The organism is Arthrobacter globiformis, from assembly GCF_030815865.1.
In the GTDB taxonomy this organism is placed as follows: Bacteria; Actinomycetota; Actinomycetes; order Actinomycetales; family Micrococcaceae; genus Arthrobacter; species Arthrobacter globiformis_B.
Genome location: NZ_JAUSXI010000001.1, coordinates 1,592,781 through 1,606,818 on the forward strand (window position 1 = coordinate 1,592,781; position 14,038 = coordinate 1,606,818).

The window sequence follows — 14,038 nt, forward strand, 5'->3', positions numbered from 1 at the left end:
CCGGAATCAGGTCCTCCGCGTTCCAGCACACCGCCCGTTCCGCCGTCGCTCGGGAACCGTGCCGAGGCCGCCGGGACCTCCGGGCCCGCCAGCAACGGACGACGACGGTACAACGTGCTGGTGGTCGGCGGCGGGAACGCCGGGATATCGCTGGCTGCGCGGCTGCGGCGCTACGGTGTCCGCGACGTGGCGGTGGTGGAACCCAGCGGCAGGCACCTCTTTCAGCCGCTGTTCTCGCACATCGGCGGCGGTACCGCCGAGGCCGCCGAAGCCGTGCGCCCGCAGGAGTCCGTCATGCCGAAGGGCGTGACCTGGATTCCGGACAGCGCCGTGGACATCAAACCGTGCCGGGACTGGCCGAGGCCATGGAGTCGCCCCATGCCTCCTCTAATTATGTGTATGAGCTGGCCCCGAAGACCTGGGCCCTGCTCAGCGGGCTGACGGGCGGAACGGCCGTATTCACCATGCCCTCGGGACCGGTCAAATGCGGCGGCGCCTCGCAGAAGCCCATGTATCTTGCCTGCGACTACTGGCGCCAGCAGGGAGTGCTGCCCAACATCCGGGTGGTGATGGTGGTGCCGACCCCCACCGTCTACGGGGTGGCCGGCGTGGACGAGGAATTGAACCGCAAGATCGCCGAGTACGGCATCGAGCTGCGCTGCAACAGCGAGGTGACCGCCGTAGACGCAGCTGCCCGCGGCCTGCAAATCCGCAACTCCGTCAGCGGCTCCAGCGAGAGCCTCGGTTACGACGTCCTGCACGCGGTGCCGCCGCAGTCGGCGCCTGACTGGCTCAAGTCCACGGAATTGCCGGCAGCCGGTGACGACGGCGGCTTCGTGGAAGTGGATCCCGAGACGCTCCGTCACCCCAGGTACCCGAACGTCTGGTCCCTTGGCGACGCCGCTGGCACCAAAAACTCGAAGGCTGGCGCCGCCCTGCGGAAACAGACCACCGTGCTGGCCAAGAACCTTAAAGCGGTCATAAGAGGTGAGGAGCCTAAGTCCAAGTACAACGGCTACTCCGCTTGCCCCTTCACCGTGTCTCGGTCAACGGTCGTGTTCGCCGAGTTCGACGACGAGTACAAGCCGATGCCCTCGATCCCCAAAGTCGGCGTGGCGAAGGAGCGGCATTCCACCTGGATCCTCGAGCGCGACCTTTTTCCTGGAATCTATTGGAACCTGATCCTGAAGGGCCGGGCCTGAGCCCGCGCTACTGCCTGACCCCCGCCACCTCACCACAAACGAACGGCCGGCTCGCGTAAAGCGGGCCGGCCGTCGTCGTACTTGGACTCTTTAGAGCGTTATCGCCGTTACGTGTTTTGGACGTGGTCCCTGGCGTCTGTGGCGGTGGTTTTGACGTCGGAGGCGGCGGTTTGGCCTTCTTCCTTGACGTGCTGGGCGGCGTCGGTGGCGGTGGCCTTGACGTTTTCCATGGCGTCCTGGGCGGGTTCTTTCCAGCCTTCGGCCATGTCCTTGGCGGCTTCGGTCAGCTGGCTGGTCATCGGTTCGGCCGCGGTCTTGAGGGCGTCGGCGGCTTCGCGTTCCTTCTGGCTGGGCGGGATCAGCGAGGAGGCCAGCAGCCCGGCGCCGAAGGCGATCAGCCCGGCGGCGAGGGGGTTGCCCTGGGTTTTGGCGGCGACCTGGTGGGGTGCGTCGGCGATTGCTTCGCCGGCGGTGCTGATGGCGTTCCCGGCGGCGTCGGTGGCCTGGTGGACCCCGCCGCTGGTGCTGTGTGCGGCGTGGTGGAGGCTGCGGGAGGTGCTGTGGGTGGCGTGTTCGGCGGTGCCCATGACTTTTTCCTTTACTCCGAAGACGGCGTCCTTCACCTTGTCCGTTTGGCGGTGGACGATGTTGGAGGGGGTGACCTTGTCGGCGACGGCGTCCACGTTGGTGCCGAGGCGGGTGCGGGTTGCTTCGATGTCGGCGCGGATGGCGTCCGGGTTCTCACTCATCGGTGGTCTCCGTTTGGTTTGAGGGTGGGCGGGATTTCCTTGGCTGTCTCCATGGTCTGGGGCATGCCTTTGATGGCTTTGAGTTCCTTGCGTCCGATGGAGGCGAGGATCGCGGCGATGATGCCCCAGATGACGGCGACGACGACGGCGGACCAGCCCAGGCCCATCAGCTCGCCGAGGGCGTACCAGAGGGCGATGGAGAGGAACAGGAGCACGAAGTGCCCGGCGACGCCGGCGCCGGCGAGCATGCCGCCGCCCTTGCCCGCACGGGTGCCGGACTGTTTGAGTTCGGCCTTGGCGAGTTCGATTTCCTGCCGGATCAGGGTGGACAGGTCCCGGGTGACCTCACCGAGGAGGTCACCGAGGGAGGTGGTGTCGGCCTTGGCGTGGGCTTGGGTGGGAGGTGTATCGGGTATCTGGCTGCTCACAGGGGACGACCCCCACCCTCGGTATCATCAGTATCCCGGCGCCTCGGCTCGCCGTACCCTGGTTCGCCATAACCCGGCTCACCAATGGCCGGCTCTCCGACGCCCGGTTCGCCGTAGGTTGGTTCGCCGTAGGCGGGCTGACCAGTGGCGGGTTCCCCGTAGGCTGGTTCGCCGTAGGCGGGCTGTCCGGTCGTCTGTTCCCCATAAGTCGGCTCGCCGTAGGCCGGCTGGGTGTAGGCGGGTTCTCCCAATTCGGCCTGGTCATAGAGCGGTGTGCCGACCCCGGCGTCAAGGCTGCTTTCGGTGACCGGTGGCTGGACGGGGTAGGGCGGAACTGTGCCCGCGTATCCTGCGCCGGTTCCCGTTTCGGGGGCGCCGGCCTGCAGGCTGCGGCCCAGGCGTCCGGCAAGCATGCCCGCGCCTGCTGCGAGGAGCAGGAAGGTGCCGGGACGCTGGCGGGCAAAGGACTTCACTTCGTCCAGCAGCGAGCCGGGGTCCCGGTTGTCCAGCCAGGAGGCGACCGACTCGGAGCGGTCGGCGGCCTGCCGGATCAGGTCCGAGGCAACGCCCTGCTGGTCCGGCGCGTCGGCCATGGTGCGCAGCTGCGAGGAGATGGTGCGGATGCCTTCGGCGGCCTTGGTTTGCTGGGTGCCGGCCTGGTTGGTGAGGTCTGATTTTGCCTGGTGCAGCAGGTCCTTGGCGCTGTTCTTGGCCTCGTACGCGACGTTCTTCGCCTCGGACGCGGCCGTCCCGGCCACGTTCTGGGCAGCGACTTTAGTCTCGCCGGCGACGTTAGTAGCCTCTTCCTTCGCTACGTCCTTCTTCGAGGACGCATCGTCCTGGTAGCCCGGGCTGCCGGTGTAGCCGCTGGTGCCCGCTCCAGTTGCGCCATATCCGGTGGAGCCGGCGCCGTAACCCGAAGTCTGTGTGGCCGGGGGAGCGGTGAGGTCTTCATCCTGCGGCCATTGGTTCTCAGTCATCTTCGCTCTCTCTTTCCGAAAGGGTCAGTTGCTGTACAGGAACCAGCGTTGCTGGCATGCAATGGTAAGCATGTTTACTAATAAATAGTAAGCACCCTTGGCATTTTTTCCCACCTTTACTTCCGCCGACCTGGCATGAAGAGGGGTGGGGTCGCGTGACGGCGCGGAATTGCGGGTGCATCCGGGGCTGAGCGTCAAGAAAAAAGCTAAGTAGGCTTGCCAATAGGATAGTAAGCATGCTTAGGGTATAGATGCGAGGTCGGATTATCTGCCTCGGCGCGACGGCGGATGCCCGCCCCGGACGGCAGGTGCCGCTCTTTGGCGGCGATAGCGCGCCGTGTGGCGTCGCATCGCCGTCGCCGGTTAACCGTGAACAGCCAAAAGTGGACAAGAAGTCAACATTCAAGGAGACAGAATGCTCGCCAAGGAACACATCGACGACCTGCTGAACAAGAACGGAAACATCCTTTCGGCAGACGGAGGCAAGATAGGTTCCGTCGGACAGGTGTATGCGGACGATGACAACGGGCACCCTACATGGGTCACCGCACGGACGGGTCTTTTCGGTACCTCCGAATCCTTCATCCCCCTCGAAGGCGCCCGGGTTGATGGAGCCGACCTCGTCGTCCCGTACACCAAGGACCAGGTCAAGGATGCCCCGCGCGTGGAAGCGGAGGGACACCTCGATCCGGCCGAAGAGGACCGGCTTTACGAGCATTACCAGCTGAACGGAACGCTAACTTACTCCGAAGCTCGGAACGGGCACACCGCCGACTCCGGCCGGACGACCGACCGGTCCGCGCCCGGCCTTTCCGCCACTGAGCGGGATGCGGGATTCGCTGCCGCAGGCGGCGGGGGAACGTACAGCGCGGCGGATGAAAGGGCCCGTCGTGACACGTCCAGCCTTGCCGACGGCAACGCCATGACCCGCTCGGAGGAACGCGTGAACGTTGGCACGGAAAGGCAGGCTGCCAGCCGGGCGCGTCTGCGCAAATACGTGGTGACCGAAAACGTGACCCAGACCGTTCCCGTGCAGCGCGAGGAAGTGCGGCTGGAACGCGAACCGATCACCGAAGCAAACAGGGGCGAGGCGCTGGGCGGTCCGGACATCAGCGAGGCAGAACACGAAGTGGTGCTTCACGAGGAACGTCCGGTGGTGGAGAAGGAAACCGTGCCCGTTGAGCGGGTCAGGCTGGACGCGCAAACCGTCACGGACGAGGTGACCGTGGATGAACAAGTCCGAAAGGAGCGCATTGAGGCCGACGGCGTAGAGGACACCCGCCGCTAACTTGCCCCATGCGGGGCCGGGCTGCCGGCCCCGTATTGTCGGCATTGTGGGCTGGCCATGCCGCCAGCCCGGGCTCAAAGGGGAAAGAAGGTTCAAACCGATGGTCCCGAATCCTGACGCGGAGAAGTGGGGGCCTCACCAGCTGCTGTCCATGGCCGCCAGGCTCGTCCAGCGCAGGCAGGACCAGGCGCTGGCCGAACTCGGCCTCACCCACGCCGCAGTCATCGCGCTGCAGGGCCTCCTAGCCGGGCCACTGAACCAGGAACAGTTGGCCTCTGACATCAAGGTCCGCAGTCAGTCCATTGGCAGGGTCCTGTCGCGGCTCGAGGAGGCAGGGCTGGTGGCTCGTGCGTCCAGTTCTCTGGACAGGCGGCACAACGAGGTTTCCATAACGGAAGCAGGCCGCCAGGCACTGGAGGCGGCCAGGAAAGCTGAGCAGGATGCGCTGCCCCCCGACGTCGTCGAGGGTACCGTCCTGGGCCGGGAGCTGGCGCGGGTCATCAGCTACTTTCCCGGCCGCGCCAAGCCCGGCTCGGCCAAGAATCAGAATTCGGCCGCAGCCGTCGGCGACCCAACAGCGGAGGACGCCCCGGAAACGGGTTCTCCCGTAGCCGGAGCACCCACAGAAGGTACGGCGATAGAAGGCGGGATGCCCGCAGCCAGTGCGTCCACAGAAGGTGTGCCCGCAAGTGGGCAGCAGCCTTCGAGCGCAGATACTGCTGCAGAACCTGCCTTACAGGAACCCGCTTCCAGAGATGAGGTTGCCGCGCAGGACGCTGCGCCGGCGCCGCAGGACCGCGCCGGAACAAGGCAGACGCCGGACGGCGTCGGCGACTCCGGCCCTGAGTAGGCGGACTGATCATTGAGGAAGGAAAGTGTCGCCGCGCCACGCGCGGCGACACTTTCCTGGTTGGCGTACACGGTCCGGGCTCAATGCCCGACCGTGCTCTGGCTTCGCTGGGACACCTCTAGCGTCCCTGTCGCATCGGGTCCGGCCAGTTGCCGATGAGGCCGGACATGGGGTCGGGCCAGTTGCCGATCCGGCCGGACATGGGGTCGGGCCAGTTGCCGATCCGGCCGGACATGGGGTCGGGCCAGTTGCCGATCCGGCCGCTAAGGGGTCCGGACTGCGGACGGGACGGGCGAGGGGCAGTAGACAGCGGGGCGTGGGTAGACATGACATGTTCTCCTGACTGAACAGATGGTCCTTGCGCAGGTTGCGCAGGTGGTCTTTTCTGCCCGGAATGCGGACAGGGCTGACCTGTTCAGTCGGGGGAACACCCCGGATCGACGGCTGGGCTGGTGGGAAGGTGCTGGGCAGCATCGAACACGCGGACGCCGGCTAACAGGGGAGTCCGGTCCCAATCTCCTGCCACTTCGGCGGCCTGGGCGCCAGAGCCTTCGGAACTTGAGGAGGAGTTCCCTGGCGTTCCCTCGCTTGCGGCAAACGTCTGAAGATAGCCGTAGCCGGGCCGTGCATTGAGGTGCGGTTTGTGGGCAGCGAGCCTGGCGCCCGCCAGTTCACGAACCGGGGGCGTAATCATGTGAAGCTCGGCCAGCGAGAGGCCCGTGCCGGCGAGCGGCAGTCCGGCGCCGGTAGCCGGCAGGAACTGGACTGTTTCCGCGAATGTGGCCGGCCCCGCACTGTCTCCTGCCGTGGGAGCTGTCGTCCTCGGCCCAACTGCCGAGGGCGAAGCGGCATGTGGCGGCGCAGCAAGATCTGGCGCGTTCCCCCCGGCGTCGGGAACCGGCGTCGGCGTGACTCCCCGTACGGAAGCCGCGGGCAGTTCCGGCACGTGCACTGAAGGAATGTGCACTGAAGGAACGTGCATTGAAGGAACGTGCACTGAAGGAATAGGCAGCGAAGGGACCGGCACTAACGGGACACGCACTGAAGGGAGCGGTAGCGGAGGAACGGCGGGCACAGCAGGCGTTGCAGGCAGCTGAGGCGGCGACGCAACGACGTCTTCTGCGGCTGTTATTAGACTGTCCGCCTTGTCGAGCACGGGCGCAGTCGCTGTGGTCACGGGGGCGATCGCCGTCGATGCCCCGCTGACGACGGCGCCCGCCGTGTCCGCTACTGTGCTAACGACACTCGGCACAGGCTTGGTGGCTGCGGCCGGGAGGCTGGGTGCCGCCGGCAGTGCAGGTACTACCGGCAACAGCTTGCGGGCCGGGGCAACCTGGGAGACGGGGGAAGCCAGCGGAGCCGACACTGCCGACTGCGCGATGGCAGCGACGGGAGCTGTGGCGAGTGAACCAGTGTGGCGGGAACCGGAATCCAGGGAACCGGAACTGAGGGAACCAGAATTGGGGGAAACAGAGCCAAACGAATCGTTGTCCCCGGATGCCGCGTCGGCGGATGCCGCGCCCCAAATAATCCACGCTAAGGCGAGGAGAACGGGCAGCAGGAGGGCACGGACGAGCGCAGCCGTGTGAAGGCGCAAGCCGTTGCCCATTCGAATCAACCCCCCAGCGCAATGGGAGACCAGAATATGCCCAGCGCCCGGTTCCGTCTAGAGGAAAAAACATTTACGCATGATCTGGCCCGCTGAACCGCAATAAGATTGAAGCAGAAGGTGCTAATAGGATGTCTGGATCCATCGTCGTCGTCCTTGTGCTGCTGGCCGCAATTTCCGTCGTTGCCATTGCGGCAACAGTGCTGGCCGTCCTGCGCGACGGGCGCGGCGAAGTCCGAAGCGAACCAACTGAGGAGCCGTGGACTGCCGGAAACCTGCCCAGCGAGCCCTACGCCCTGATTCGCTTTAAATAGCCGTCACCGCCGGGACGTTCCCGGCACCTGACCCCGATCCTATACTGACGGTGTGGGAACCTCCCTGCTGTTCGGCGTGGTGGCCTCAAGCGCCCTTGTTCTGGGTGCGCTTATTGGTGTCCGCTTTGAGCTGCCAAAACGGCTCCTCGCGATTTTGCTCTCGTTTGCTGCCGGCGCACTCATCACGGCCCTGACCTTCGAGCTGTTTGAGGACGCTTACCAGCGCGGCGGCATTGTGCGGGCAGCATTCGGCCTGCTGGTTGGCGCGGTGGTTTTCACCGCCCTGAGCGCACTGCTTGACCGGTGGGCGCAACCGGGGTCCAAATCAGTGCCTGCGGATGAATTCCGCGGCAGCGCGAAGCTGGACACCGATGCGGCCGCTGAGGAGACGGCCCCCGCGTCCACGTCCACCCGGGGCGCCGCCGGAATGGCCCTGCTGGCCGCCGTGACACTGGATGGTGTGCCGGAGAACATCGCCCTGGGCGTCTCGCTGGGGGAGGGGACAGGGGGCCTGGCGCTCCTGGCCGCGATCTTCGTGTCCAATTTGCCGGAGGCGCTAGTGGGCGCGGCGTCCATGCGCAGCCAAGGCCGCACCGGCGGAGCGATCATGGCACTGTGGACCATCTGCGCCGTGCTGCTCGTGGCAGCCGTAGTCCTTGGTGCGGGCCCGCTGTCCGGGGCGGACCCGGAAACCATCTCGCTGCCCTTGGCCTTTGCAGCCGGCGCCGTCATTGCTTCCCTCGCGGACACGCTGATGCCGGAAGCTTTCGAACACGGCGGTCCCGCGGTGGCACTCAGCACAGCGGCGGGGTTTGTGCTCTCCTTCGTGCTGTCACTTGCCTGACTCCCGGACGCCTGACTCCCCCGGCCGGCATAGCCCTCGGCTGGGATGCACACGCCCTGTCGGACACAAAGTTGGTGCAGCCGCCCACGACTTTGCGAGGCCGCCTGCACCAACCGGTAGTACGAATACTCAGATTAGATATCTACTCATTCGCGGCTCCTAGTTCCCGGCGTTCGCGGTCCGGGCTATCTCCTGTCCTCGACCGAATGCCGTGAAAACATCCAGCCACAGGCAATCATCAGCACGCCAAGCACCATGTGCGTCCAGTTGTCCAGCATATTCAGCGACAGGAAGTTGGCCGCCGAATCTACTCCGACACTGAGCCCGTAGATGCTGAGGACGATGTACAGTGCACCGGCGCCCATGAGGAACCTGCGCGCGCCCATTTCGCTCCGGGACATGGCCCAGCCGGTTGCGCCGATAACCAGCTGCACGATGTTGAGCAGCATGGATACCTGGAACAAGCCGAGGAACATGGCGTGCGAATCAGGCCCAAGGAACATCAGTTCGCCATACCGTGCGGTGATGCCCGGGATAAACCCCAGCACACCGACCACCATCAAGACAATACCTACACCCATGCCAGCGTTCTGGACGTCAGTCCTGCCAAAGTGAACGCCGTGTGCATGTGGGGATGCGGTAGTCATTTTTCTGCCTCCAACCACTGAATGCGGACAAGCTAATTTTACGTCCGGCCTCCTGAAAAAGCGCTCGCGGTTGAGCTTGCCCCTACTGGCGCCAGCGTAGTCTCGTCCGACTTCTCGCGCTGATGAGCCTGTCGAAAACAGGTGGGCCGGGCCTCGCATGGCACGATGGGAGGCGATGAAACTGCGCGCAGACCAGACCGGAGACCGGGGCCTCCCCATGCCCCTGTGGCTGCAGGGCGGGCTTGAGTCCGCGCAGGCGGCCATGATTTCCGCACTCTTGGTCATCGCACCCATTGTTGCGGTGTGGGCCACCTCGGGTTTCGGAAGCAGCGGCCTCGATGCCCTGGCGCGGCTCGCCGGCCAGGTTTGGCTGGTCATCCACGGGGTGCCCCTCTACCTCACCGCGGTGGGGGAGGGTGCTGCCGCCAGGCCGGAGACCGGCACCCTGTCGCTGCTTCCGCTGGGCCTGACCCTCATCCCGTTCCTGCTGGCCTGGCGGGCGGGCAGGCGCCTGGCCCGGGCGTCGTACACGGACCAGCTGTGGCAGGCTCTATTCGGCTCGTGGCTGGCCTACGCGGGTTTTGGCATCGCCACCGGGTTCATCTGCCGGACCGAGGACGTTGGGGTCTTCCTTTGGTGGGCCGGGCTCCTGCCGCTGGTTCCGTTCGGCCTCGGCATGGTGATCGGCGCCCGGCGGGAGGCCGGTTCATGGAGCCGCCTGATCGGCGTCAACGCCGTGGACTGGATCGCCCGCACCAGCCAGCATTCGCGGTGGGCGGGTTCGTACCTGGCTTCCGTCGCCAAAGCAGGCTTCGTGGCTATTATCGCGGCGCTCGCCATTTCCTCGTCGCTGCTGGCAGTGGATCTTCTCATCCACTGGAACCTTGTGGTGGCGGTTTATGAAGCGCTCGACGCCGGACCCGTCGGAGGCGCGGCCCTCACCATTGCGCAGCTCGGCTTCTTGCCCAACCTGGCTGTGTTCGCACTCGCGTGGCTGAGCGGTTCCGGTTTCGCGCTGGGAGCCGGATCGCAGGTGGGTCCGCTGGGGACCGCCGTCGGACCGCTGCCCACCATCCCGGTTTTAGCTGCGATCCCTTCCGGCCCGCTCGATTTCGGACCGGTGGCGCTGGTGGTTCCCGTGCTCGCCGGGGTCCTGGCCGGCTGGTGGTTCCTGCGCGAGGGTGAAAATCACTTCGACGAATGGTTGTCCATCAAGCTCCACGTCCGCTGGCTGACCGCCGCGGCGTCCACGCTGTTCCTGGCCCTCATCGTTGGGGCTGCTGCCGGCGTTCTGGCCGCGGCTCTCGCCTGGCTTGCTCGCGGCTCCGCCGGCATCGGCCGCCTCACAGACATCGGTCCGGACCCGCTGTGGACGGCAGTCTGGCTGACGGCGGAAGTCGGCATCGGCGTCGTAATTGGGTATGCGGCGGGACCGTGGCTGGAACGCCGGCAACTGCGGGACGCCGAGCTGAGGACTGCGCCGAACAGCAAATAGCCTCCAGGGCGGACCGGCCGGCCCGGTGGCTCGCGGGGCTCTAGCGAACGGGCTGCTGAAGCGGTCCGGGCAGCGAGTTCTCCAACTGGACCCGGCACTCGGTGCTTGCCTTGCTGGTCAGCGCTTGGCGGGAGCACTGCTGGAAGTCGCGGACCTGGTTGAAGAACAGTGCCGAGGTCAGGACCAGGAGAACCATGACGGCGGAAACCACCAAACCGGAGATAGTGCCGAACAGCACCAACTTGGATTCCTTGAACCGGATGGCCCGGATGACCACGATGATCCCCAGCGCGATGCCCGCCGCCGTCAGAAGGGCCGTGAGCCAGAGGTAGGCGATGTCCAGCTGGAACACGAAGAAGGCGCCCAGCACGGCCACAATGAACATGCGGAACAGTGTGTGCGTCTTCTGGAGCGAGGCTTTGGCTTCCTCGCTGAGCGGACGCGCGGTCCGCTGTGGCCCTTGGGGGCCCGGAGTGGGGTTCATGTTTTCCAGCCTACGCGAGCAGCCGCTTAAGCTTGAGCAATGCGCATAGTAGTCCTCGTCTCCGGAACCGGTTCCAACCTCCAGGCCGTCATCGACGCCCTTCAAGCCGGGGACCTGGATGTTGAGATCGCCGCGGTGGGCGCGGACCGCCCGGGAACCTACGGCGTGGAGCGCTCTGCTGCTGCCGGGATCGACACGTTCGTGGTGGACTTCAAGGCCTACCCGGACCGCGCGGAGTGGAACGCCGCGCTGACGGAAGCCGTAGCCGCGTACCAGCCTGATGTGGTGGTTTCCTCAGGCTTCATGCGGATCGTGAGCCCCGAGTTCATCGACGCGTTCGAAGGGAAATACCTCAACACGCACCCCGCGCTGCTGCCGTCCTTCCCGGGCGCCCACGGGGTCCGCGATGCCATGGCCTACGGGGTCAAGGTCACCGGCTGCACCGTGCACTGGGCCGATGCCGGCGTGGACACCGGCCCCATCATCGCGCAGGAGGCGGTGGCCATCGAGGACGCCGACACCGAGGAGACCCTGCATGAACGGATCAAGGTGGTGGAGCGGCGGCTCCTGGTCTCCACCCTCGCGTCGCTGGCTGCGGAGTACGCGGCCGCGCGCACACCCAACTAGCTCGCATTTAATGTCGTTTTGAGCCGTCAAAACGACAACAACTGCCAGCCAGTTGGGATTGCGGCACATTGACCTGTGGATAACCCTCGGACGTGGCTCTACTTTTGCGACCATGGTGCCGTGAAGACCCCTCGTCCTCTTCCCGGGCCACTGGCCTTGGCACCTTTCACGTGCCAGGAAGCCGCCGACGCCGGTGTCAGCCTGAGGAGGCTGCGGCACGGAGCGCTGTACTCACCCAGCCGCGGCATCCGGGTGCCCAATTACGGCCCCACCCTTGGGCCTACGGAGCTGTGCACATCGGGGACAATCCGGCCGTTCACCAGGGTGACAGAGTTTTCAGCGGCTTCCCACGCCACTGCCTTCACCTTCTGGCAGTTCCCGGGGTTCCTACCCGGTCAACAGGATCCGCGTGTCCATATCTCCCGCCCGGACACGATGGCCATTCCCCGCCGCACGGGCGTCGTCGGCCATGTGGGACAGTTCTTCGACGACGAAATCGTGTGCGTTGACGGACTGCTGGTGACGAGCAGACTCCGAACATGGCTGGACATCGCACGGAAGATGAGTGTCGAGGAGTTGACCGTGGTGGCAGACCATCTCCTGCGCTTTCCCAGGCCCGAGTTTGAAGCCAGGGATGAGCCGCACTCCACCCTCGAGCAGCTGGCCGACATGCTGGACAGACACAAAGGTACGCCGGGCATCCGAAAGGCCAGGCTAGCCCTCGACTTGGCGCGGGTAGGTGCGGATTCTGCGCCGGAAACGCGGCTAAGACTGTCGTTAGAGCAGGCTGGCCTACCGGAACCGCAACTGAACGTGCGCACCGAACTCGGTTCCGGCGTCGTACGCCAACCAGACATTGGCTATCCCGAACAGCGGGTTGCAGTGGAATACGAGGGTGAGGGCCACTCGGAAGCTGAGCAGATTGTCCGGGATATCGCCCGCGAGGAGGACTACGGCCGTGGAGGCTGGCTGCTCGTGAGGATCTCCAAGCGGCACATGCAGAACGGAGCCCGGTCCGCCGTCGCGAAAGTCCGCGGCGCGCTAGTCAGCAGGGGCTGGGCACCCAAGTGACTCGCAGTTGTTGTCGTTTTGAGGCTTCAAAACGACAACAACTGCGGGTTAGTTGGGGGCGGGGAAAACCGGGAGGAACCTACTCGAGGCGGCGCTGCCTGGTTTCCGGGGAGAAGAACGCCATCCACAGCACCGACAGGACCACCAGCCCGCCGGCGAGGGCGAACGATGTGGCCAGCCCCAGCTCCGGCCAGAAGTAGTTCGCGAAAATGAGCGGTCCGAAGCCTGCGCCCAGCCGCGAGAACGTCGAAGCCCAACCGAAGCCGCTGCCCCTAAGCTCCGTGGGGTACAGCTCGGAAACGTAGGCGTAGAGCACCGGGATAGCCACCTGCACCACGAACCCGAACACCAGCAGCCAGAACACGGCAGCCGTGGGCACATCCACCACGAACGCCACCACCACCAGGATCAGCGCGGACAGAGGCCCGGTAATAGCCAGCAGCCACTTGCGGCCTACGCGCTCCACGAGCAGCGCTGCCGCGATCACGCCCAAGAGCCCGACGGCGGCCATCCCCGCCGTCGTCAGGAACGCCTTGTACTCGGCGAACCCGGCGCCGATCAGGATTCGCGGCATCCAGGTCAGGGACAGGTAATAGACCAGCAGGATGCTCATGAACAGGGCCCAGGCAGCGGTGGTGATCTTCCAGTTGAACTGCCAGACCCCGCGCAGTTGCTGCCACGCGCTCCCGGCGGAAAACCGCAGTACAGCCTGCGGCTCCGGCAGGCTGTAGGCCCGGGGCTCGGCTCCGGTGGCCTCGACCAGGCCGTCAATCACCCGGGCCGCTTCGTCTCGGCGTCCCTTGCGGATAAGGAACAGCGGCGACTCGGGAACGCTGCGCCGCACCCAGAACACCAGCAGGGCAGGCAGCACCATGACGAGCATTGTCAGGCGCCAGTCGGCAAAAGCGGCGACGAGCCAGGCGGACACGAAGCCGCAGAGCGCAGCACCCACTGGCCACCAGCCGTCCATCGCGGTGAGGACCCTGCCGCGCTGCCTTCGGGGCGTGAATTCGCCCACCAGCGCGTAGTCCACGGGAATGCAGCCGCCCAGGCCGAATCCGGCCATGAAGCGGAACACACAGAACCAGAGGAAATCGGGGGAGAAGGCGCCGAGCACCGTGAAGAGCGAGAAGATCAGCAGGGTGGCCGTGAAGGCCTTCCTGCGCCCGATGGTGTCAGCAATGGTGCCCCAGATGAAGGCGCCCAGGGCCATCCCGATCAGGTTGGCCGTGCCGATCCAGCCGGCCTCGCCGGGGGTGAGGCTCCAGTGGGTGGACAGCAGCGGAATGAGAATGCCATTGAGGGTGACGTCCCAGGCGTCGAACATGAATCCCAGGCCGCCGATCACGAAGATCCGGCCCTGCACTTTCCAGCGCCACGGCAGTTCCTGGACTACCTGCTCGCCGCTGGGCACAGCGGTGTAAATATTCATCTCGGCCTCCTGCTTAAA

Annotated in this window: 15 protein-coding genes and 1 pseudogene; 8 read left to right on the plus strand and 8 right to left on the minus strand. The window is 65.6% G+C overall.

Annotated features, from left to right (window positions below):
- The first annotated feature begins 114 nt into the window (after window positions 1-114).
- Window positions 115-1,202, plus strand: a pseudogene (locus tag QFZ33_RS07330) (pyridine nucleotide-disulfide oxidoreductase).
- Window positions 1,203-1,309: 107 nt separating this feature from the next.
- Here the strand turns inward: QFZ33_RS07330 and QFZ33_RS07335 are convergent.
- The 3 genes from QFZ33_RS07335 to QFZ33_RS24070 are packed head-to-tail and all read right to left on the minus strand — an operon-like array spanning window position 1,310 to window position 3,359.
- Entirely contained in the window at window positions 1,310-1,951 is a 642-nt protein-coding gene (locus QFZ33_RS07335; RefSeq protein ID WP_307026177.1) for a DUF3618 domain-containing protein, read from the minus strand.
- The gene (locus tag QFZ33_RS07340) at window positions 1,948-2,379 is read right to left on the minus strand and encodes a phage holin family protein (protein ID WP_307026178.1); all 432 of its coding nucleotides are present in this window, start codon (window positions 2,377-2,379) and stop codon (window positions 1,948-1,950) included. Before QFZ33_RS07340 ends, QFZ33_RS07335 begins: the two co-directional genes overlap by 4 nt.
- Window positions 2,376-3,359: a hypothetical protein gene (locus QFZ33_RS24070; protein WP_307026180.1), complete on the minus strand. Its 984-nt coding sequence runs from the start codon at window positions 3,357-3,359 to the stop codon at window positions 2,376-2,378. Before QFZ33_RS24070 ends, QFZ33_RS07340 begins: the two co-directional genes overlap by 4 nt.
- Before the next feature lie 415 nt (window positions 3,360-3,774).
- Between QFZ33_RS24070 and QFZ33_RS07350 the strand changes: the two genes are divergently transcribed.
- Both QFZ33_RS07350 and QFZ33_RS07355 read left to right on the plus strand, forming a co-directional pair.
- The gene (locus QFZ33_RS07350) at window positions 3,775-4,647 is read left to right on the plus strand and encodes a PRC and DUF2382 domain-containing protein (RefSeq protein WP_307026182.1); all 873 of its coding nucleotides are present in this window, start codon (window positions 3,775-3,777) and stop codon (window positions 4,645-4,647) included.
- 100 nt (window positions 4,648-4,747) lie between these two features.
- Window positions 4,748-5,497, plus strand: a complete 750-nt coding sequence (locus QFZ33_RS07355; protein WP_307026184.1) for a MarR family winged helix-turn-helix transcriptional regulator — start codon at window positions 4,748-4,750, stop codon at window positions 5,495-5,497.
- A gap of 118 nt (window positions 5,498-5,615) precedes the next feature.
- On the opposite strand, the gene QFZ33_RS07360 is transcribed toward QFZ33_RS07355, so the two are convergent.
- Together QFZ33_RS07360 and QFZ33_RS07365 are read right to left on the minus strand one after the other, a co-directional pair.
- Window positions 5,616-5,825 carry a hypothetical protein gene (locus QFZ33_RS07360; RefSeq protein WP_307026186.1) on the minus strand — a complete coding sequence of 70 codons (210 nt, stop codon included), beginning with the start codon at window positions 5,823-5,825 and terminating at the stop codon, window positions 5,616-5,618.
- 87 nt (window positions 5,826-5,912) lie between these two features.
- Window positions 5,913-6,464, minus strand: coding sequence for a hypothetical protein (locus QFZ33_RS07365; RefSeq protein WP_307026188.1), 552 nt, complete (start codon window positions 6,462-6,464; stop codon window positions 5,913-5,915).
- A 773-nt stretch (window positions 6,465-7,237) separates the two neighbouring features.
- Here QFZ33_RS07365 and QFZ33_RS07370 point away from each other — a divergent pair.
- Entirely contained in the window at window positions 7,238-7,420 is a 183-nt protein-coding gene (locus QFZ33_RS07370) for a hypothetical protein (RefSeq protein WP_307026189.1), read from the plus strand.
- 52 nt (window positions 7,421-7,472) lie between these two features.
- The gene (locus QFZ33_RS07375) at window positions 7,473-8,264 is read left to right on the plus strand and encodes a ZIP family metal transporter (protein WP_307026191.1); all 792 of its coding nucleotides are present in this window, start codon (window positions 7,473-7,475) and stop codon (window positions 8,262-8,264) included.
- A gap of 185 nt (window positions 8,265-8,449) precedes the next feature.
- On the opposite strand, the gene QFZ33_RS07380 is transcribed toward QFZ33_RS07375, so the two are convergent.
- The gene (locus tag QFZ33_RS07380) at window positions 8,450-8,911 is read right to left on the minus strand and encodes a DUF4383 domain-containing protein (protein ID WP_214849745.1); all 462 of its coding nucleotides are present in this window, start codon (window positions 8,909-8,911) and stop codon (window positions 8,450-8,452) included.
- Between the two features lie 175 nt (window positions 8,912-9,086).
- On the opposite strand from QFZ33_RS07380, the gene QFZ33_RS07385 reads away from it, so the two are divergent.
- Entirely contained in the window at window positions 9,087-10,406 is a 1,320-nt protein-coding gene (locus QFZ33_RS07385) for a cell division protein PerM (protein ID WP_307026195.1), read from the plus strand.
- A gap of 40 nt (window positions 10,407-10,446) precedes the next feature.
- Here the strand turns inward: QFZ33_RS07385 and QFZ33_RS07390 are convergent, their stop codons facing one another.
- Window positions 10,447-10,890 (minus strand): hypothetical protein, encoded by a 444-nt coding sequence (locus QFZ33_RS07390; protein WP_307026196.1) that lies wholly within the window; start codon window positions 10,888-10,890, stop codon window positions 10,447-10,449.
- 39 nt (window positions 10,891-10,929) lie between these two features.
- Here QFZ33_RS07390 and purN point away from each other — a divergent pair, with 39 nt between their 5' ends.
- The gene (purN, locus tag QFZ33_RS07395; protein WP_307026197.1) at window positions 10,930-11,517 is read left to right on the plus strand and encodes a phosphoribosylglycinamide formyltransferase; all 588 of its coding nucleotides are present in this window, start codon (window positions 10,930-10,932) and stop codon (window positions 11,515-11,517) included.
- Window positions 11,518-11,637: 120 nt separating this feature from the next.
- Window positions 11,638-12,588 (plus strand): hypothetical protein, encoded by a 951-nt coding sequence (locus QFZ33_RS07400; protein ID WP_307026199.1) that lies wholly within the window; start codon window positions 11,638-11,640, stop codon window positions 12,586-12,588.
- 79 nt (window positions 12,589-12,667) lie between these two features.
- On the opposite strand, the gene QFZ33_RS07405 is transcribed toward QFZ33_RS07400, so the two are convergent.
- The gene (locus tag QFZ33_RS07405) at window positions 12,668-14,020 is read right to left on the minus strand and encodes an MFS transporter (RefSeq protein WP_307026201.1); all 1,353 of its coding nucleotides are present in this window, start codon (window positions 14,018-14,020) and stop codon (window positions 12,668-12,670) included.
- Between the last annotated feature and the right edge of the window lie 18 nt (window positions 14,021-14,038).

Coding starts and splice junctions, on each gene's coding strand:
- QFZ33_RS07335 (WP_307026177.1), bottom strand. CDS start 1,951: ATGAGTGAGAACCCGGACGCCATCCGCGCCGACATCGAAGCAACCCGC.
- QFZ33_RS24070 (WP_307026180.1), bottom strand. CDS start 3,359: ATGACTGAGAACCAATGGCCGCAGGATGAAGACCTCACCGCTCCCCCG.
- QFZ33_RS07350 (WP_307026182.1), top strand. CDS start 3,775: ATGCTCGCCAAGGAACACATCGACGACCTGCTGAACAAGAACGGAAAC.
- QFZ33_RS07355 (WP_307026184.1), top strand. CDS start 4,748: ATGGTCCCGAATCCTGACGCGGAGAAGTGGGGGCCTCACCAGCTGCTG.
- QFZ33_RS07360 (WP_307026186.1), bottom strand. CDS start 5,825: ATGTCTACCCACGCCCCGCTGTCTACTGCCCCTCGCCCGTCCCGTCCG.
- QFZ33_RS07370 (WP_307026189.1), top strand. CDS start 7,238: ATGTCTGGATCCATCGTCGTCGTCCTTGTGCTGCTGGCCGCAATTTCC.
- QFZ33_RS07380 (WP_214849745.1), bottom strand. CDS start 8,911: ATGACTACCGCATCCCCACATGCACACGGCGTTCACTTTGGCAGGACT.
- QFZ33_RS07385 (WP_307026195.1), top strand. CDS start 9,087: ATGAAACTGCGCGCAGACCAGACCGGAGACCGGGGCCTCCCCATGCCC.
- QFZ33_RS07390 (WP_307026196.1), bottom strand. CDS start 10,890: ATGAACCCCACTCCGGGCCCCCAAGGGCCACAGCGGACCGCGCGTCCG.
- purN (WP_307026197.1), top strand. CDS start 10,930: ATGCGCATAGTAGTCCTCGTCTCCGGAACCGGTTCCAACCTCCAGGCC.
- QFZ33_RS07405 (WP_307026201.1), bottom strand. CDS start 14,020: ATGAATATTTACACCGCTGTGCCCAGCGGCGAGCAGGTAGTCCAGGAA.